Below are 18,689 nucleotides of genomic sequence, written 5' to 3'. Positions count from 1 at the left end.
AATCTGTGTGTCATTTCCCTCGACCGCAGGCGCGTGATCACCTCCCCGACCGCAATCGGGTGCCGATCTCTCGGGGGAGCCCCGCCTCGTCGACGGCCTCGACCACGCGGTCGACGTCGTAACTGACTCGATGGGTTTCGACGGTCGCCGTCCCCTCGTTTTCGTCGAGATCCAGCACCGCGAAGGCCGCTTTCGGGTCGCCGTCCCGCGGCTGGCCGACGCTTCCCGGATTACAGACGACACCGTCGTCGAACCGCCGAACGCCCTGAACATGAGTGTGGCCAAGCAGCAGCACGTCGACACCGTCGCCGAGCATCGACGCCGCGAACTCCCGCGGGTAGGTGTAGCGGTCGGGGTCCTCCGGGTGGCCGTGGACCACGTGGACCCGCCCGTCGGCGACGAACTGCTCGGTTGGCAGCGACCGGAGCCATTCGACGTCGGCCTCGCCCAACTGCTCGCGGGCGTACCGAACCCCGGCTTTCGCCATCGCGTTGAACCCCCGGCCGCCGTCGAAGGCGACCGCCCGGTCGTGGTTCCCCCGGACGGTCACCGCGCCCAACTCCCGCAGCCGGTCGACACACGCCGCGGGCCACGGGTTGTACCCAACCACGTCGCCCGGACACAGTACGCGGTCGACCGGCGGCATGGCTTCACACACGGCTTCGAGAGCCGGCAGATTCCCGTGAATATCCGAGATGACGCCGAAGCGCATACTCCCCGTATGGTCGAGCGTCGGAAATTCGTTGGGTCCGTGACCCTTGGACCGCCCCGCAGACCTCCGCCCTCCGACCCCCACGCTCTTTGTCACCCGCACTGACCGGTCGGTATGACGCACTCCCCTGCAACCGTCGCCCCCGAAGCCGTCGTACTTCCGGCCTTTACCGACGCGGAGTACACCGGCGACGCCAGCGAGGTCGACCCGTGGCTCGACCGGTACGATTTCGACCGCGAACTCGCCCTCGCGGGCCTCCCTTATCCCCTGTACTACGCGACTAACTCCGGCCTCGCGGTTGCGCCGACCGGCATCGGGAAGGCCGCCGCGGCCACGACCGTCAGTGCGCTCGCCGCGGGTCAAGCGGTCGACCTCGGCGATGCCACGATCCTCTCGGTCGGCATCGCCGGCTGTCGGCCCGCTGCGGGCACGCTCGGCTCGGTGTTCGTCGCCGACCGCGTGGTCGACTGGGACATCAAACTCCGGATCGGCGAGACGACGGGCCGGATGCAGTGGCTCGCCGACGACTACCTCTGGCACCTCGATGAGTCGCTCGTCGACCGCGCGCTGGCGGCCGCCAGCGACGTACAGCTAGCCGATAGCGACCGGGCAACAGAAATCCGCCAGCGGTACGACGACTCCCGCACCCCCGCAGTCGACGTCGGTCCGACTGTCTGTGGTGACGAAGTGTATCACGGCGAGACGACGGCACAACAGGTCGACGCGCTCTGTGACTCCTATGGCATCGACGACTACGCAACCACCCAAATGGAGGACGCCGGCACCGCCACGGCGCTCGACCGGTTCGACCTGCTCGATCAGTATCTCAGTATCCGCGCAGCAGCCAACTTCGACCGCGAACCGGCGGGCGGCGATCCAGCCACAAGCATCGAGGCCGACGTTTTCGATCTCGGCATCGAAAACGCCGTTCGCGTCGGACAGGCAGTCGTCGACGAATTCGTCGACTGATCCCGATTAGGTGCTGACTACTCCCGGTTATGCGACGACTACTGCCGACTACTCGCCGTTTTCGATAGCGTACGTCGCGCCGTCGTCGACTTCGACACCGGCTGCACAGACCGCGTGTTCGTACGCTGCCTCGTAGAGTTCCGCCGCGGCGTCGGCGGCCGTTGCGGCGTCGAGATCGTAGGCCGTGGGGCTGTTTTCCTCGTAGGTCGCCACGAGGGTCGGTTCGTCGACCGCTTTGACGAGCAGCGTGTCGTGGCGCACGGTACCGATGTAGGCCTCCTCTGCGGCGACGACGCCTGCGATCCGGGGGGTGTTGTAGTCGTCCTTCTCGTAGTCGAGTGTGAGCAGGCTCGCGGCCAGCGCGTCCCGCGGCGGGTAGCCCAGTTCGAGTTTCTCGGCGACGGGGTCGACGTGGGAGCCGTTGCCGACGACGGCGACTTCGCCCTCCGTGGCCGGGCCGTCGACCGTTCGCACGCAGTTGTACGAGACGTATGGGTTGTCGGTCTCGGGAGCGTCTTCGGTTGGGCCGACGGTCAGGGTGCCCTCACGGTCGGTGATCTGTCGGTTCGGAAACGACCGGGAGGAGACGCGGTAGGCTCCGAGTCCCGGTCCGACGACGATGAAGCGGCCGATGTACATACAGGCGAGTGGCTCGCTTGCGACCTAATAGGTGCTGATTCGGCGCTCGCCTGTTGACCCGACCCGTGGGTCGTCGACACAGTCGACTGCCGAACCGACACGGTTTTGTAAACTCACCTGCTTCTACCGGATGCGCACAGTTCCATGGGGTAGTGGCCAATCCTGTTGCCTTCTGGGGGCAACGACCCAGGTTCGAATCCTGGTGGAACTATTCTCTCTCGTTCACAACCTCCAACAGCTCTCCAGCCGAAACAGGGGGGTTCGATATACGCTCGCCGGCGCTACCCTTCGACCGCCAGCAGTGCGACCCGTTCGAGGACGACCGATTCGAGGTCGCCGTCGACGACAGCTAACTCCGCATCCCCGATATCGAAAAACTCCGTTAGTGTCTCTCTGTCGCCCCATTGGACGGGGTCGGTCGACGACAGCAACGCCTCGACGGCCGCGACCGCTGCGGCCTCGTCGCCGCCGTCCACGACGGCAACGACCGCTTGGGATTCCTCGCCGACCCCGGTTTCGAGTGCCCGATTGATCTGCCGTCGGCCGGCCGCATACAGCAACACCTCCACTGCCGGATCGCGGGCGATCGCCGACCCGCGGTCGACGGCTCGATTCGCCATCTCGACGGCCCGCCGGAGGTGCCGCTCTCCGGCAACGTAGTCGGCGTCGAACAACTGGACCGTCGACCCCGTTTCGTCGCCGATCCGACCAATTTCGGTCACGAACTCATCCAGATCGTCTATCTCGGCGTGTCCGTCGATGAGTGCCATCAGAAATCACCCAGACTCGACTGGTCGGCGTCGGTTTCGCTGTCCGATTCAGTCCGGTCGTCGCCCTCGCGCGCAACTGCCGCGGTGTCGGTTTCGACCGCTTCGACCGCTTCCAGCGAGGGATCCTCCCGACCGACGTTTTCGAGGATCGTCTCGGCGGTCTTCTGTCGACCCCGGAGCGCCCCCAACACGACCCCCTTGTCGGCTTCCCGCAGGTCCGCCCGGCTCTCGATCCCGGCCTCGAACAGCCGCCGGGCGCGCTTGCGGCCGACGTTCCGTACCCCTGCGAGGTCGATCAACTCTTCGCGGACCCCGTACTCGATCCGCTTTTTCGCCTCCCGGACGGCGACCGTCGAGGACAGTTCCAGCGTTCCGGCCAACTGCTCGGCCGCGCCCAGTAACCACTCGGCGGTCTCGACTTTGCCGCGGATGTCGCCCGGTCCGACGCCGTACCGTTCGGTGATCCGATCCTCGTCGACCTCGCTGGCCCAGTCGTCGAGCAGCTTGGCCGTCTTGAGCGCCGCCAGCCAGTCCTCGAAGGCCACGTCCTCGTATTCGGACGGCACACGGCCCAAAAACTCCGATTCGTGCTCGTAACAGAGTTCGGTGTAGGTCTCCCGATCCCCCGATTTCAGGTAGAGCTCGTACATATCCGGCGTCCGGCTTACGAGGTGGTAGAGCCCGAGTGGGCTCGGTCGTGCAGGCTCTCGGCTTTCCGTATCGGCGTCACCAGTCGACTCACCATCGCCCTCCGTTTCGTCTCCATCCCGAAGGTCGCTCGCCGAGACGAAGCCACCGGATGCTCCTGCCGCGTCGTCAGCTGTATCGGCGGCGGGTCGCTCGCGCTGGCTTCCGCCGGTCGACGTCGATGCCTCGCCACGATTCTCCTCGGCGTACCGCAGGCCGTCGATGATCTCGGCGGCGCTCATCGGATCGAGGTAGAGCCGCGAGACCGTGTGGCCGATGTTTGTCGCCCGGATCGTGCCGTCCTCGCGCTCGATGAACTCGTTGGCCTCCAGATATGCCAGCACCGAGTCGGTCACGCTCTCCAACCGCCCGTCGTCGCCGGTCTGGGTGGCGTACAGCGTCGCCTCCAGAAATTCGAGTAGTCCCTCGCGGCTGTTGGCAAACCGCGAGGAAATCGTCGCCAGTAAGTGGGTCCGCAGGGCGGGCTCGGCAGCCAGCTTCGACCGCACGGCCTCGGGGTCGGCCCAGATGTAGCGCTCGAAGAGTTCGTCCATCGTGTCGGCGTCCTTCGCCAGTAGGACGGCCTCGCCGTAGGGGTCGAGGCCCGGCCTGCCCGCGCGCCCACACATCTGGTGGATTTCGAGGACGTCGAGGGGTTTCATCCCGCCGAACTCGCCGTCGTAACGCCGCCAGTCTCGGACGATGACCCGCCTGCTGGGCGTGTTCACCCCAGCCGCGAGCGTCGGCGTCGCACAGATCACCTTCAGCAGGCGGTCCCGAAAGGCGTCCTCGACGAGGCTTCGGTGCTCGCTGGCCAGTCCGGCGTGATGGAACGCCGCGCCGTTCTCGACGCAGTCGGCCAAATCGTCGCTCGTTTCGGTGTCCGAGACATTGCGGATTTCCTCGGCCAACTCTCGGAGTTCCGCTTTCTCGTCGGTATCGAGTCGACGCCCCACAACCCCGCCCTGCCGTTTCGCGGCCGATTCGGCGTTCCGCCGGGAGTTGACGAAGACGAGCGTCGACCCACCTTCGTCGAGGGTATCGTCGACCAGCGCCTCGGTCTGTCGCTGGCTCCCCTCGACGGGGACCTCGCGCTGGCTGCCATCGTCGAAGTTGATCGCGTTGCCGAAATGCACTCCCATCCGGAGGTCGATGGGTCGCCACTCCGAGTGGACGAGTTCGGCATCGAGCCAGTCGGCGACTTCGTCGGCGTTTCCCACGGTCGCCGACAGCGCCACGACCTGCAGCCCCGGATTAATGCGCCGGAGTTTGGCGAGGGTGACTTCGAGCGTCGGGCCGCGGTTCCGGTCGTCGACGAGGTGGACTTCGTCAGCAACAACGCAGGAGAGTTGGTCGATCCACCCCGCGTTGTTCCGCACGAGGGAGTCGACCTTCTCGCTCGTTGCCACGATGATATCCCGGCTCGCCAGCCATTCCTCGCTGGAGTCGTAGTTGCCGGTCGAGACTCCCACGGAGATCCCGTGGTCTTCCCAGCGCTTGAACTCGGTTTTCTTCTCGCTGGCGAGCGCCCGCAGTGGGACGATGTAGAGGGCCTTGCCGCCGCGTTCGATGGCCGACAGCATCGCGAGCTCGGCGATCAGGGTCTTGCCGCTGGCGGTCGGCACCGAGGCGACAAGGCTCTGGCCCTCGGTGAGGCCCGCGTCGACGGCCTCGGCCTGCGGCGGATACAGCTCCTCGATCCCCTCGCCCGCGAGTTGGTCGTCGACCCCCGGCGGCAGTCCGGGGATCTCGGCTGGCTTCATTGGCTCCCCTTGACCGCTGTCGGGGTTTAAATTTCCGGACCCCGACCATCCCAGAACGTAATGGAAAATACTATATTATTCTAATTTGACACTCGGGTGTGGATCGTGCGAAACTCGCCGTCTACCTCGTCGGGCTGTTCGGGTTGGCCACGATCGGCCAAGCCGTCGGGCTCGCCTCGCTGGCCGGCTTCGAGCCACAGCTCTCGGTCTTTTTCGGGAGCGGGCTCGTGATCACCGGTCTTGCCGTCCGGACCCTCAACGCGGGGTGTTACGAGGAGTTCGACCTGTTCCGCCGCCGTGACGTGGCGTTCTGGGCGGTCGTCGTCGGCGTTCTCGCCTACATCGCCGTCGTCCCCCTCCAGTTCCTCTGAGCGGGTGAACAGTCGGTCGATCGTCCCGATTCGCTCCGTCGGCTCTCGATTCTGCCGCTCCCTCTCAATCGACTCTCGATCCTTCATAGCTGATAATAATAAAAGCTATATTTACACCCACCCGTCTTTGTTCCATGTCCGGTGAATTTGAAGAATTCGGTGGTCGTCACGTTCCCGAAGCACTAGAGGAGCCGCTCGCCCAACTCGCGGAGGCCTTCGATTCGGTCGTGCCGACCGAGGAGTTCCAGGAGGAGTTCCAGTACTATCTGAAACATTACGGCGGTCGACCGACCCCCGTCTTCTACGCCGAAACACTGTCCGAAATCTACGGTGCGGACATTTACTTCAAACACGAGGACCTGCTCCACGGCGGGGCCCACAAGCTGAACAACGCCCTCGGGCAGGCGTTGTTGGCCAAACACGCCGGGAAGGAGCGGCTGATCGCCGAGACCGGCGCGGGCCAGCACGGCACCGCGACCGCGATGGTCGGCGCGCTGCTCGACATGCCCGTGACCGTCTACATGGGGACCAAGGACATCGGTCGACAGGAGATGAACGTCTTCCGGATGCGCCTGATGGGCGCGGAGGTCGAACCCGTCACCCGCGGGAACAAGGGCCTCGCCGAGGCCGTCGACGCCGCCCTCGAAGATTTCGCCCAGAACATGGAGGAGACCCACTATCTCGTGGGCAGCGCTGTCGGCCCCGACCCCTTCCCGCGGATGGTCCGGGAGTTCCAGTCGGTGATCGGGAAAGAGGCTCGCGAGCAGATTCAGGAGCTCCACGGCGAACTGCCCGACGCGTGTGTCGCCTGTGTTGGCGGCGGCTCGAACGCCATCGGGCTGTTCAGCGCCTTCTTGGATGACGACGTGGCGCTCTACGGCGCGGAACCCGGCGGCACCGACGACTCCCACCACTCCGCGCCGCTGTCGAAATCCAAACAGGAGGAGCCCCAGATCTTCCAGGGGATGAAAACGAAGGTCATCGACGACGACACCGAGAACCATTCGGTCTCGGCGGGCCTCGATTATCCTGCTGTGGGGCCGGAACACGCCGCCCTCCAGTCGCTCGGCCGGGCGGAGTACCACGCGATCACCGACGACGAGGCACTGGATGCGTTCCAGGAACTGAGTCAGGCCGAGGGGATCATTCCCGCACTGGAGCCGAGTCACGCCATCGCACTGGCGAAGAAACTGGCCCAAGAAGACCGCCACGACACCATCCTCGTCAATCTCTGTGGACGGGGGGACAAGGACATGCAGACGGCCGCCGAGCACTTCGACCTCTCCTAACGGTCGACAGTGGCGGTGATCGCTCCCGGTCGACGCCAGACCAGTATCAAAACTACCATAGCCTCTCGCTGCCCAAAAACAGCCAGAAGGTGGATTTCGTGACCAAGAAACAGGAGTATACCGACGACTACCCCGACAAGACGCTGTACATCCCCGGTCCGACCGAAGTACGGGAGGACGTCATCGAGGAGATGGCCCAGCCGATGTTCGGCCACCGGATGGACCGGATGACCGACCTCTACACCACGATCGTCGAGGACACCAAGGAGTTCCTCGGCACCGACAACGAGGTCATCATCCTCACGGGCTCGGGCACCGAGTTCTGGGAATCGTCGACGCTCAACCTCGTCGACGAGAACATCCTCGTGCCGACCTGCGGGAGCTTCAGCGAGCGCCACGCCAACGTCGCCGAGCGGCTCGGCAAGAACGTCGACCGGCTCGAATACGAGTGGGGCGAGGCGATCAAACCCGAAGACATCCGTGAGGAACTAGAGAACAGCGACAAACACTACGACGTGGTCGCGACGGTCATGAACGAGAGTTCGACCGGCGTCCGCAACCCCGTCGAGGAGATCGGCGACGTCGTCGACGAGTACCCCGACACCTACTTTGTCGTCGACGCGGTGTCGTGTCTCGGCGGCGACTACGTCGACATCGACGAACACGGGATCGACGTGATCTTCGCCTCCTCACAGAAGGCCTTCGCGATGCCGCCGGGACTCGCGATCTGTGTCGTCAGCGACGAGGCCTACGAGCGAGAGCTCGAAAAGGACGAGGCGTCGTGGTACGGCGGCTTCCAGCGCTGTCTCGACTACTACGACCGGAAGGGCCAGACCCACTCGACGCCCGCGATCCCGATCATGCTGGCCTACCGCAAGCAGATGAAACGCATGCTCGACGAAACCCACGAGGGCTGGGCCGAGCGCCACACGGAGATGGCCGAGTACGTCCAGGACTGGGCCGAAGAACACTTCGCCATGTTCCCCGAGGAGGGCTACGAGTCGAAGACGGTCGCCTGTATCGAAAATACGCAGGGGATCGACGTCGCCGAGACAATCGAGCAGGTCAGCGAGGAGTACGACATGGTCTTCTCGAACGGCTACGGCTCGCAGTTGGGCGAGAAGACGTTCCGCATCGGTCACATGGGCGAACACGACGTCGAGTCGATCAAGGAACTGACCGACGCCATCGAAGACGTCGCTGACCTGTAAGCGGCTCTCGGTGGATCGGTGTGTCGACGGTTGAACTTTCACATCTGTTTTCATATGCGAGACTGCGACCGCGTGTACAGCAGCAGTTTTGATCGAGTCCGAACCAGTCTCTGAGCGGTTAGTCCAGAAACCAAACTGCCCAGCGACACTCCTCAGTCTTTATCATACTGGTTCAAAAACCAACAACTAATGCAGGTTCCGAATCCTGACCCAGTGGCGGACTTTCGAGGATGGCTGCGGATGCAGATCCCGTTCGGTGTCGCACTCGTATTCGGGGGTGTTCTTGGGGTTCAATTCACCCCGTCACCGATGCTGGCAGCCGTAACAACACTGGTCTTCGGACTCTTCGGACTAGGTATTGGCATTGCCTTGCTGAAGCGGCGACCAGAGACGTCATCTGACTGTATGCGAAGTTAAACTGGTTTGACGGGCTCAGTATGCATCTACACTGCACAACTGAGTCAGCAGGAGGAACCTGAAAGAACCGACGGTACTGTGCCGACTTCACGCACTAAATTTTGCAGGAGCGTCCTGAAGTTGGCTGCGTGCTCCGAACACCGAGAAGTCGACATTCCACCGGACGTGACCACCGCCCGATTTATTCGATCCGAGCCCCTACTCGCGGTGTGAAACAGCTCGTCACCGAACAGGACGGCCGCATGCTCGCCCGGATCGAGAGCGACGACCGGGTCTTCGAAGTGAGCTTCGACGAGATCGAGCCGACCGACGTGACCCTCCGCTTTCGCCGTGACGGCGAGCGCGTCGGCAGTATCTACAACGACGACGGTACCAGCCGGACGATGGCCCGCCTCACCACGGCCCGTGAGGGCACCGATTTCATCAGCGTCGAGGTACCCAAAGCGTTCGTCGACGACCTCCTCGACGCCGCCGTCGAAGCCGACCGGGTGACCGACGAGACGGCCGCCGAGGGCTACCGGCTCCGCGTGCTGTAGGTTCACCGACAGTCAACCGGTCGACCGAACCGTCCTGTGCGGCTGTGAATCCCCAGTCTATCCCACTGCCTGATGCCTCCTCATCCGGAGATGTAGCACTGACGCCCCGTCGAATACTGCTGTGCTTGCCGGCGGCACAGTTGGCTCCGACCGCGTCGACTCGTCAGGTATGCCGGCGCGCCCGAAGACTTCCTGGTCGCGCTGGCGGTCGGACTGCCGGCCCTCGCTGTCACTACGGGCACGCTCCGGCGAGGACTGCTGGCGGTTCTGGTGGTCTCTGGACTGTTCGTCACCGTCCGTCGACGCCTCGCGCCGCTCTCCGAACGGCTGTTCACCTGAACCGATACGCGACCGCCAGCGGATACCAATCCGGCGACGAGTCTCCTCCCGTTCGCTTCGATCAAACCGACCCACGACGAGCGATCCTGCCTCGTCGGTATCCAAATGGTTAACCCACCCTAGCCTTTAGGCAAGCCTAAAATGGGTGGTCATACCGACCAGTTGATCGGCGCACTCTTTCGTGTGCTCGCGGACGAAGGCCACGGAGACGCCCAGCAGCTGCTGTTGGAGACCTACCAGCGAAAGGCGATGGACGACCGCGAGGAGCTGGCACAGAACCTCTTCGTCGACTGTCTCACCGTACTGAACGAGCGCTTGGATGCCGAAGACGAGGCCGACGTGTTGACGACGGCGATCCAGTATCTGGGCAACCGGCTGACGACCGTGATCGAAGCGGTCCCCATCGCTATCGTGGTCGTCGACACCGACGGGGCGATCCAGCTGTGGAACGACGGCGCGGCGCGGATGTTCGGCTGGAGCGAGGCCGAGATGCACAACCGGCAGTATCCCGTCTGTCTGACGGCCACACCGGAGATCACCGACTCCTTCGGCGATCGACTCCGGAGCGGCGAGTCGCTGGCCGGCATCGAGGCCCAGCACCGCCACCGGAACGGGTCGGTGCTCGACGTCCGCATCTGGGCCGCTCCGCTCCAGGACACCGACGCGGGGTTCAGCGGGGCGACGTTCGCCATCAGCGATATCACGGCTCAAAAACAGCGGGCACAGCGACTCTCGGTGCTCAACCGTGTCCTCCGGCACAACATCCGAACCGACATCAACGTCATCCAAGGCCATCTCTCGATGCTGGCCGACGAGCTACCCGCGGACAACCGCCACGTCGACGTGATGGAGCAACGACTCGGGAACATCACCGAGTTGAGCGAGGCTGCACGCTGTATCGACCAGTTGGAAGGCGATGCCGAGGGCGGCGTGACGCCGATCGATCTCGGTGCCATCGTCGACGAGCGTCTCGGTCGCCTCGAAGCCGACTATCCGTCGGCCGAGGTGACTGCGTCCGTCCCCGAGACCGCCCCGGCGGTGGCACACGACCTGCTGCCGTACGCCCTCGACAACGTCCTCGAGAACGCCGTCATCCACAACCCGTCGTCGACGCCCCGCGTCGACGTGACCGTCTCCGAGCCGACGCCCGACGACGACTACCTGACGCTCCGTATCGCCGACGACGGTCCCGGACTCCCACCCGCCGAACGGGAGGTCCTGACCACCGACACCGAAACCCCGCTCAGCCACAGTTCGGGGGTCGGACTCTGGCTGACCCGGTGGATCGTCCGGAGCGCCGACGGCAGAGTCGGCGTCGAACCGAGCGCCTCGGGCGGGACCTGCATCGTCGTGCGGCTCCTGCGGCCGACGGTCGACTGACGACACGACAGTCGTACTCGGCTCCCTGTCGCGGGCATCACTTTGGCGGTCGGCTCAGGGCTGCGGTGGCTCGCCGTCGTAGGCGTCGTGGTCCTGATAGAAGTTCAGCATCGCAAACTTCAGTTTCGCCGGATCGATGTCGACCAGCTCCTCGCGCTCCTCGACGGGGAAACTGTCCCGCACGCTGTACTTGCCCATGTCGGCGCTCGTATACCGCCGATCCGCCAGGATTCGCACGCCGAAGTCGTCGGGCGACCGGATCACCCGCCCGAGTGCCTGCCGGGTTTTGCGGACCGTCGGGATCTCCACGGCGTAGGCCCAGCCGGCGTCCCGCTGGCGTCGACTGTCACTATACGCTCGGTTGTACGCATCCTGTACCGCATCCATCCGCTCCGATAGCTGGGGATACGGGACGCCGACGACCACGACTGTCCGGGCGTCGTCGCCGTCGAAACTCACCCCCTCGGTGAGGGTCCCCCACAGCGAGGTCAGCAGGGTGGCGTCGTCGCTGTCGACGAACCGCTGGCGTAGCTCCTCGGTCGACGTGCCGGACTCGTCGAGCATGAGCGTCCCGAGGCCGTGGTCCTGCACGCTGTTCCCGCCCAGCCGGTCGTAGTAGCGATCGGCCTCCGAGTAGGAGGGAAAGAAGAGCAAGGTGTTGCCGGGCGTAAACCGAATCGCGTCCCGCAGTGTCGCCGTAATCGTCTCCTGGGTCTCGTGGTCGTCGCGTTCGCTGGCGAACAGCGGCGGGACATCGACCGCGTACGTTCGGCGGTGGTCCTCGGGATAGCCGAGTTCGTAGGCCAACCGCGCCGGCGATTCGAGCCCGAGGACGTCCTCGGTCACATCAAACGGCCGGAGCGTGGCGCTCATCAGTACACTCGCATACACCTCGTCGAACAACTCGCGCGTGACCTCGCGTGGAATACAGGTATAGAGTTCGGCGCGGCCGTAGATCTCGTCGGTGGCACCGTCACGCCGGACGCCGACCATCGGATGTTGGCCGAGTTCGGTCCCCTCGGACATCCACGTGTTGATAAAGGTCGCTGCCTGCAGGGTCTGACACTCCGCCCGGGTCGTCGCCTCGCCGTTCTTGTAGGCCTGCTCGTACTCCTCGTCGAGGACCTTCCCCAACTGGACGGCGAGTTCGGTCTCGATCTCGATCCCCGTGCCCTCGTAGCGCTGCAAAAATGCCAGCGTCAGGTCGTCCCGGCGGTCCGCGTTAGCGACCGTGATATCCTCCCAGTTGTCGCCGACCTGCTCGCGGGCGTAGGCCGAGCCGAGGGCGTCGTCGTAGGTCGACCGCAGGGCTGCGAGAAACGCCCCGATCACGTTGCGGGCCGGCTCCGCGCGGGAGTCGTCGAGATCCTCCAACTCATCGAGTGCCGACTGAAGGGTGTTCTCAGTCAGCGTTCGGGTGGCATGGTCACGGGCCGCACCCTCGATGTTGTGGGCCTCGTCGAACACCGTGATCACGTCGCTCGGGTCCCGATCCAGCCACCGGAAGAACTGCTCGCGGATCATCGGGTCCAGGAGGTGGTGGTAGTTGCAGACCACGAGGTCGACGCCCTCCATCCCCTCCTTGAGGAGTTCGTAGCCACAGAGTCCCTGCTGGTCAGCGTATTTATAAACGTCGTCGGGGGTCCGGACGTCATCAAAGAGCCACGCGAAGAAGTCGTCGGTGTCGTCGGTGAGGTTGTTGTAGTAGTAGTCACAGACGTTGCCGCCCCGCAACTCGTCGAGTTCGTCTTCGACCGAATCGAGTTCGTCCATCACCGCGCTGCGGGCCTCCGTGGCGCTAGTGTCGCCTTCCTTGCTCGCATCCAGCAGTTCCTGTTGGCGGGCGGCCAACTCCGCTTTGTCCTGTTCGGTGTCGACCAACTCCCGCGTCGTATCCCGGAGGCTCTGACACTCCTGATACCCCACGTCGATGTGGCACATCTGCTTCTTACCTTTGAAGACGACCGCCCGGATCGGCTCGGTGTCGGTGATCGCCCGTGCGTCGGCGACGAACTGCCGCATCTGCTGGTGGACGTTGGTGGTGATGACGACCGTCTTGTCGTGCTCGCGGGCGTAGGCTAAGGCGGGGACGAGCGCCGACAGCGTCTTGCCGGTGCCGGGGGCGCCCTCTAAGAGGACGTCCCGGCGCTGGTCCAGCGAGTTGGCGATCCGGTCGATGGCCTCCCGCTGGTTCGGGTAGGGCTCGGCGTACGGGAAGAACCGCAACTCGTCGTCGATGGCTGCCACAGCCCTCCCTTTGGCGTCACCGAAGTAAAACGTGTGGTGGCCGCGGTGAAAGTGGTCGGCCGCGACCGGTCGCTTTCATCGATTGTCTCGTACTCCGGCGGGAGCGACCGCTTATGGATTTCTCGCCCGTCTTCCCTCCCTATGACCGTCGACGACCTCGCCGAATACGGGATGGAGCCGATGACCGACGCCAACATCCGGAGCTTTCTGTCGAGTCGAAACGTTGGCGTGCTCGCGTTGCCGACCGACGACGTCCCGGTGCTCCGGCCGCTGTCGTTCTGGTACGACGGCGACGATGCGCTGTACTTCGTCTACGTCCTCGGCGGGGAGAGCCGCAAACACGATCTGAGCCGGGCCGTCGACACTGCCCGCTTTCTCGTCTACAGCGCCGAGACGCCGTTCAACTGGCGGAGCGCCCTGCTGACCGGCCGGCTGAGCGAGGTCCCCGAGGCCGAACTCGCGGGCGTCCTCGACCGAATGGACCTACAGTGGCGACCTGAGGTGTTCAGACAGGCTAGCGTCGACGAGCCCACGGTCGTATATCGGTTCGAGATCACCGACTGGACTGGTATCAAACACCTCGGCCTGCCGCCGGGGATCGAAACGCCCGACGGCGGGGACCACTCTGACTGACACGGTTGCCGGATAGCTGCGCGATGCTCTCGGCGGTCTCCTAACTGTTGTGGTGGAGTGCGTCGACCGCGCCGTGCCGAGGCAGTATTTTCCGCTTTCTGCGCGTCGTCTCACACGAGATGGCAACCAAAACCTCCACTCGAACGGCACTCGTGGCAGATCTGGCGGACTGGAAAGCAGGCGTGATCGCGGGGCTCGGCGGCGGTCTCGTCTTCGGCATCCTGATGTCGGTCATGATGCCCGAGATCATCGGCGGGGCGATCCCCGGCCTCTACGGCTTCAGCGGCGGCCTCGCTGGCTGGACGATCCACATGGCCCACTCGGCGGTCCTCGGCGTCGTCTTCGCTGGTCTCGCTGACGCGGCCCCCCAGTACACGAACACTCCTGGCAAGAGCCTCGTGGCGGGCGTCGGCTACGGCATCGTCCTCTGGGCGATCCTCGGGGCGGTCGTCATGCCGATCTGGGTCGGCGCAGTCCTGCCAGCGACCCCACCGGTCCCGAACATCAATCCCATGAGCCTCGTCGGCCACGTCGTCTACGGCGGCCTGTTAGGGCTGTTGTACCCGGTGTTTACCAGTCGGTAGTCGACGACTACTGAACTATTTTAAAAGGAGGGAGCCGACTATCCAAGCAGTTCGACCAACAGCGCTTTCTGGGCGTGGAGCCGGTTTTCGGCCTGCTCCCAGACGATCGAGCTGTCGCTCTCCAACACTGCGTCGGTGATCTCTTCGCCACGGTGGGCTGGGAGGCAGTGCATAATCTCGGCGTCGCTGCCCGCCAGCAGGTCCTCGTTGAGTTGGAACCCCTCGAAGGCGGCGAGTTTCTCCTCGCGTTCGTCCTCCTCGCCCATGCTGACCCAGACGTCGGTGTAGATCACGTCCGCACCCTCGATGGCGGCCTCGGGGTCGGTGTAGACGTCGGGCTCGCCGCCGAGTTCGGTCGCCCGGTCGACCACCGCGTCGTCCATCGGATACTCCGATGGCGTCGCGACCGTGAGGTCGATCCCCGCCAGCGCACAGCCGATCGCGAACGACTGGCCGACGTTGTTGCCGTCGCCGACCCACGCGACCTGGACGTCGTCGTCGAACCGCTCGCGGATTGTCAGCAGATCCGCAAGGGTCTGACACGGATGCGCATCGTCAGTCAGGCCGTTGATCACGGGCACGTCGGCGTACCCGGCGAGGATTTCGGCGTCCTCGTGACTAAAGAGGCGGGCCATGATCCCGTCGACGTACCGGCCCATCGCGCGGGCGGTGTCTTTAAGTGGTTCGCCGTGGCCGAGTTGGATGTCGTCGGGGCCCATGAAGATGGCATGGCCGCCGAGTTGGGTCATCCCGGTCTCGAAGGAGATCCGGGTCCGGGTGCTCGGCTTCTCGAAGAGCATCCCCAGCGTCTGGTCGGCCAGTTGGGTGTCGTCCTCGCCGTGTTTCAGTGCCGCTGCACGCGTCAGTACCGCGTCGACCTCGTCGGCCGACAGATCGTCGATGTCGAGAAAGTCGTTCGCCTTCATTGGGCTTGCTCCGTTGGTGTGGTGTTCTCGCCGACACCGAGCTGTTCGCAGACCTCGATCAAGACCTCGACCGAGTGGTCGAACGCCGAAAGCGGCAGGTGTTCGTGGGGGGTGTGATCGAGATTCGAGTCGCCGGGGCCGTAGGAGACGATGGGACAGCCCCACTCCTCGGCGTAGATGTTCATATCTGCCGTTCCGGTCTTTCTCAGGAGCCGGGGATCGCCGCCCTGCTCGCGGATCGCCACCCGGAACAGCCGGGCGACCTCGCTGCGGGGGCTGGTCATCACCGCCGGGATGAACTCCGTCCAGTTGACTGTCCCTGTCTCCAGTTCGGCGTCCGATAGCTCGCGGACTTCCTCGGGGGTGCGCTCCGGCGGCACCCGAAGCTGGAACTCCATGGTCGACTCCATCGACAGCCCGTCGACCGAGATGCCGCCCTCGAACTCGACGGGCTTGGTGGTCACCTGCTCGAAGACCGGAATCCACTCGTCAGGTTCGAACACGTCCTCGACGCGCTCCCACCAGCTCATGGCGTGCTGGATCGCGTTCGGGTCGGGCCGGGAGGTATGGCCGGATTCGCTGGTCGCGACGTAGGTTCCCTCAAGCAAGCCCCGATACCCAAGCGTGATCCCGTCCCAGCCAGATGGCTCGCCGTTAATGATCGCGTCGGGTGCCTCGCGGTTCTCGATGAGGTGCCACGCGCCGCGGGAGGTCGACTCCTCGCCGACGACGCCCACGAAGGAGGCCCCCGTTTCCACTGCAGCGATCGCCATCGCCGCCAACGGGCCGGTGGCGTCGACGCTGCCGCGGCCCCAGAGTTCGGGTCCCTCCTCGCCGTCTTTGATCTCGACCGGAATATCGCCGGGCACCGTATCGATGTGCGAGGTCAGCAGGACGGTATCGTCGCCCGGCGCACGGACGTTGCCGATGTCGTCGAGCCACACCTCGCGGTCGTGGGCTTCGAAGAATGCCGCCAGCGCCTCGGCGGCCTCGGTCTCGTCACCGGATACTGAGGGGATCGAAACGAGTTCTGTCAGGAGTTTGCGGCCCTCGGTGTCGACGGCGGGGTGATCGAGCACCGCGTCGGCGTCGGTGCCGACCGCCATTACGACAGCGCCTCCGTCAGTGCGCCGACGACCGTGTCGACGTGTTCTTTATTGATCGTGAGCGGCGGCAGCAGTCGCACAACTGTCCGGCCAGCCGGGAGCGCCAACACTTGGTGCTCAAGCGCGAGCTCCCGCAGCACACGGTTCGCGCCGCGTTTCGTTTCGACGCCGACCATTAGCCCGTTGCCACGGACGTCACGGACCGGCAGCTCGTGTTCCTCGACGGCGGCCTCGATTTCGCCCATCATGTACTCGCCGATCTCGGCGGCGTGGGTTGGTATCTCCTCGTCGACGATCGTCGAGACGGTCGCATGGGCGGCCGCGGAAATAACCGGGCCGCCGCTGAAGGTCGAGGCGTGGGAGCCGTAGTTGTCGGCGATCCAGTCCCGACAGAGCGTCGCGCCGATCGGGACCCCGTTGCCGAGGCCTTTCGCGCTCGTGATCATATCCGGCACCACGTCGGCCCACTCGGAGGCCCACAGCGTGCCGGTTCGACCCATCCCGGTCTGTACTTCATCGAAGATCAGCGCCGCCCCGCTGGTCGCGGTCTCGACGCGGACACGCTGGAGGTACTCCTTGCGTGCGGGGTTGATCCCGCCTTCGCCTTGGACCGGTTCGATGATTACCGCGGCGGTCTCGTCGTCGACCGCTTCGGCCATCGCCTCAGTATCACCGTACGGAACGAACTCGACATCACCCATCAGCGGCTCGTAGGGTTGCTTGTATTTGTCCTTCCAGGTGGTCGCCAGCGCGCCCATCGTCCGGCCGTGGAACCCGCGTTTGGTCGCGATGATCTTCGAGTTTCCCGTCGCGCTCCGGGCGAACTTCAGGGCCGCCTCGTTGGCTTCCGTCCCGGAGTTACAGAGCCACACCTTGTCGACGGTCTTCGGGGCCGTCTCGGCGAGCAGTTTGTACAGTTTCGTCCTGACTTCGACCGGGTAGGAGGCCTGAACGTAGGTGATCTTCGAGAGCTGGTCACTTACGGCCTCCTGGACGGCCTCGTGGCCGTGACCCAGGGGGACGCAGGCGTAGCTCGCGCCCATATCCAGATACTCGGTGCCGTTGCTGTCGGTGACGTACGCGCCGTCACCGTCGGCGATTTCGATCGGTTTCTCCGAGAAGACGAACCCGCTCATTGGTCGACCTCCTCCGTTAAGACGCTACGGTGGATCGTCGTCCCACTCCCACTGAGCGCGTCGGTCACCGGCGTATCGCTGTTGGCGTCTCCAATATAGACCGCCGGAGAGCCGCCGTCGAGTGCTTCTGTCGCTGCCATCACTTTCTTTGTCATGAATCCTTCCGCTGCCGCTTCGATATCGTCCAACTCGTCGGGCGTCGACGCCGATTCGATCAACGTCTCCGGATCGTCCGGATCCTCGTAGATTCCGGTTACATCCGTCAGCATGATAAGCTCACCGCCGAGTGCGCCCGCGATTGCGGCCGCCGAGCGGTCGGCGTCGGCGTTCACTGGGGTCACCGACCCATCCTTGTTTTCGCCGAGCATCGGCACGCTCACGACCGGCGTATAGCTATCCGCCAACAAATCGGTCAGTAGCTCGTCGTTCACGTCGGTGATCTTCCCGGAGTGGTCGCCGCGTTTGATCTTCTTTTTGCCGTCTTCAAGCACGCGAACGGCGGATTTCCGCGGGCCACTCAAGAGGCCGCCGTCGACTCCCGAGAGACCGAGCGCGTCGACGCCCGCATTACGAAAGAGCGTCGTCAGTTCGGTGTTGAGCTTGCCGGCCATTACCATCTCAAAGACCTCGATGGTCTCCTCGTCGGTGAAGCGGCCAGTGACGCCGCCGGGGGTTTCGACGTAGGTCGGTTCGATCCCCATCCGTTCGAGCGTCTCGTCGACGGCTGTTGAGCCGCCGTGGACGACGACCACGTCGCGGCCCTCGTCGACGAGGCTCGCGATATCACTGACTGCGCCTTCGGGGTCGACGGCCTTCGCGCCGCCGATTTTCACCACGACCGGGGGCCGTCGGCCACCGTCGGTCGCAAACTGGTTCACCTGTGGGGTGGCCGATTCGGTCGACTGGTCGTCTGTGCGTGGCTCCGAAATACGAGCAGTACGCGAATCTGTAATGTATCCGGTCATAGTGAAAAG

18 protein-coding genes and 1 tRNA gene are annotated in these 18,689 nt (G+C 64.5%); 9 read left to right on the top strand and 10 right to left on the bottom strand.

Annotated features, from left to right (window positions below):
- Positions 1-37: 37 nt before the first annotated feature.
- A complete protein-coding gene (locus tag NKJ34_RS07325; RefSeq protein WP_253737639.1) occupies positions 38-712 on the bottom strand; it encodes a metallophosphoesterase family protein in 675 nt (224 codons plus the stop codon).
- A 114-nt stretch (positions 713-826) separates the two neighbouring features.
- Between NKJ34_RS07325 and NKJ34_RS07320 the strand changes: the two genes are divergently transcribed.
- Positions 827-1,681 carry a purine nucleoside permease gene (locus tag NKJ34_RS07320; protein ID WP_253737638.1) on the top strand — a complete coding sequence of 285 codons (855 nt, stop codon included), beginning with the start codon at positions 827-829 and terminating at the stop codon, positions 1,679-1,681.
- A 48-nt stretch (positions 1,682-1,729) separates the two neighbouring features.
- Here NKJ34_RS07320 and NKJ34_RS07315 read toward each other — a convergent pair whose 3' ends face one another.
- Positions 1,730-2,320 carry an IMP cyclohydrolase gene (locus NKJ34_RS07315; RefSeq protein ID WP_253737637.1) on the bottom strand — a complete coding sequence of 197 codons (591 nt, stop codon included), beginning with the start codon at positions 2,318-2,320 and terminating at the stop codon, positions 1,730-1,732.
- Between the two features lie 138 nt (positions 2,321-2,458).
- Between NKJ34_RS07315 and NKJ34_RS07310 the strand changes: the two genes are divergently transcribed.
- A tRNA-Gln gene (locus NKJ34_RS07310) sits at positions 2,459-2,531 on the top strand.
- 70 nt (positions 2,532-2,601) lie between these two features.
- Here the strand turns inward: NKJ34_RS07310 and cgi121 are convergent.
- Together cgi121 and NKJ34_RS07300 are read right to left on the bottom strand one after the other, a co-directional pair.
- On the bottom strand, positions 2,602-3,090 hold the full coding sequence (gene cgi121, locus NKJ34_RS07305) for a KEOPS complex subunit Cgi121 (RefSeq protein WP_253737636.1): 489 nt from the start codon (positions 3,088-3,090) through the stop codon (positions 2,602-2,604).
- Positions 3,090-5,540: an ATP-dependent DNA helicase gene (locus NKJ34_RS07300; RefSeq protein ID WP_253737635.1), complete on the bottom strand. Its 2,451-nt coding sequence runs from the start codon at positions 5,538-5,540 to the stop codon at positions 3,090-3,092. Before NKJ34_RS07300 ends, cgi121 begins: the two co-directional genes overlap by 1 nt.
- A gap of 98 nt (positions 5,541-5,638) precedes the next feature.
- On the opposite strand from NKJ34_RS07300, the gene NKJ34_RS07295 reads away from it, so the two are divergent.
- The 4 genes from NKJ34_RS07295 to NKJ34_RS07280 all read left to right on the top strand — a co-directional run bounded on the left by NKJ34_RS07295 (position 5,639) and on the right by NKJ34_RS07280 (position 9,364).
- Positions 5,639-5,911 carry a hypothetical protein gene (locus tag NKJ34_RS07295; protein WP_253737634.1) on the top strand — a complete coding sequence of 91 codons (273 nt, stop codon included), beginning with the start codon at positions 5,639-5,641 and terminating at the stop codon, positions 5,909-5,911.
- Positions 5,912-6,045: 134 nt separating this feature from the next.
- Positions 6,046-7,200 carry a tryptophan synthase subunit beta gene (gene trpB / locus NKJ34_RS07290; RefSeq protein WP_253737633.1) on the top strand — a complete coding sequence of 385 codons (1,155 nt, stop codon included), beginning with the start codon at positions 6,046-6,048 and terminating at the stop codon, positions 7,198-7,200.
- Positions 7,201-7,298: 98 nt separating this feature from the next.
- Positions 7,299-8,411, top strand: a complete 1,113-nt coding sequence (locus NKJ34_RS07285) for a pyridoxal-phosphate-dependent aminotransferase family protein (RefSeq protein ID WP_253737632.1) — start codon at positions 7,299-7,301, stop codon at positions 8,409-8,411.
- A gap of 659 nt (positions 8,412-9,070) precedes the next feature.
- On the top strand, positions 9,071-9,364 hold the full coding sequence (locus NKJ34_RS07280) for a hypothetical protein (RefSeq protein WP_256488686.1): 294 nt from the start codon (positions 9,071-9,073) through the stop codon (positions 9,362-9,364).
- A 57-nt stretch (positions 9,365-9,421) separates the two neighbouring features.
- On the opposite strand, the gene NKJ34_RS07275 is transcribed toward NKJ34_RS07280, so the two are convergent.
- Positions 9,422-9,808 carry a hypothetical protein gene (locus NKJ34_RS07275; protein ID WP_253737630.1) on the bottom strand — a complete coding sequence of 129 codons (387 nt, stop codon included), beginning with the start codon at positions 9,806-9,808 and terminating at the stop codon, positions 9,422-9,424.
- A 36-nt stretch (positions 9,809-9,844) separates the two neighbouring features.
- On the opposite strand from NKJ34_RS07275, the gene NKJ34_RS07270 reads away from it, so the two are divergent.
- Positions 9,845-11,083 carry a PAS domain S-box protein gene (locus tag NKJ34_RS07270; RefSeq protein ID WP_253737629.1) on the top strand — a complete coding sequence of 413 codons (1,239 nt, stop codon included), beginning with the start codon at positions 9,845-9,847 and terminating at the stop codon, positions 11,081-11,083.
- A 54-nt stretch (positions 11,084-11,137) separates the two neighbouring features.
- Here NKJ34_RS07270 and NKJ34_RS07265 read toward each other — a convergent pair whose 3' ends face one another.
- Positions 11,138-13,330 (bottom strand): ATP-dependent DNA helicase, encoded by a 2,193-nt coding sequence (locus tag NKJ34_RS07265; protein ID WP_253737628.1) that lies wholly within the window; start codon positions 13,328-13,330, stop codon positions 11,138-11,140.
- 141 nt (positions 13,331-13,471) lie between these two features.
- Here NKJ34_RS07265 and NKJ34_RS07260 point away from each other — a divergent pair, with 141 nt between their 5' ends.
- Together NKJ34_RS07260 and NKJ34_RS07255 are read left to right on the top strand one after the other, a co-directional pair.
- Positions 13,472-13,963 (top strand): pyridoxamine 5'-phosphate oxidase family protein, encoded by a 492-nt coding sequence (locus tag NKJ34_RS07260; RefSeq protein ID WP_253737627.1) that lies wholly within the window; start codon positions 13,472-13,474, stop codon positions 13,961-13,963.
- 119 nt (positions 13,964-14,082) lie between these two features.
- On the top strand, positions 14,083-14,547 hold the full coding sequence (locus NKJ34_RS07255) for a histidine kinase (protein ID WP_253737626.1): 465 nt from the start codon (positions 14,083-14,085) through the stop codon (positions 14,545-14,547).
- Between the two features lie 38 nt (positions 14,548-14,585).
- On the opposite strand, the gene argF is transcribed toward NKJ34_RS07255, so the two are convergent.
- The 4 genes from argF to NKJ34_RS07235 are packed head-to-tail and all read right to left on the bottom strand — an operon-like array spanning position 14,586 to position 18,680.
- The gene (gene argF, locus NKJ34_RS07250) at positions 14,586-15,473 is read right to left on the bottom strand and encodes an ornithine carbamoyltransferase (protein WP_253737625.1); all 888 of its coding nucleotides are present in this window, start codon (positions 15,471-15,473) and stop codon (positions 14,586-14,588) included.
- Positions 15,470-16,579, bottom strand: a complete 1,110-nt coding sequence (locus NKJ34_RS07245) for a [LysW]-lysine hydrolase (protein ID WP_253737624.1) — start codon at positions 16,577-16,579, stop codon at positions 15,470-15,472. The genes argF and NKJ34_RS07245 overlap by 4 nt, the downstream gene beginning before the upstream one ends.
- Positions 16,579-17,715 (bottom strand): aspartate aminotransferase family protein, encoded by a 1,137-nt coding sequence (locus NKJ34_RS07240; protein ID WP_253737623.1) that lies wholly within the window; start codon positions 17,713-17,715, stop codon positions 16,579-16,581. Before NKJ34_RS07240 ends, NKJ34_RS07245 begins: the two co-directional genes overlap by 1 nt.
- Positions 17,712-18,680, bottom strand: a complete 969-nt coding sequence (locus tag NKJ34_RS07235) for an acetylglutamate/acetylaminoadipate kinase (protein ID WP_425491779.1) — start codon at positions 18,678-18,680, stop codon at positions 17,712-17,714. Before NKJ34_RS07235 ends, NKJ34_RS07240 begins: the two co-directional genes overlap by 4 nt.
- Positions 18,681-18,689: the final 9 nt, after the last annotated feature.

Origin of the sequence: Halohasta salina, assembly GCF_024178165.1 — an archaeon.
In the GTDB taxonomy this organism is placed as follows: domain Archaea; phylum Halobacteriota; class Halobacteria; order Halobacteriales; family Haloferacaceae; genus Halohasta; species Halohasta salina.
Note: the sequence above shows the minus strand (reverse complement) of the source record. Positions and strands in the feature narration are given on the sequence as shown.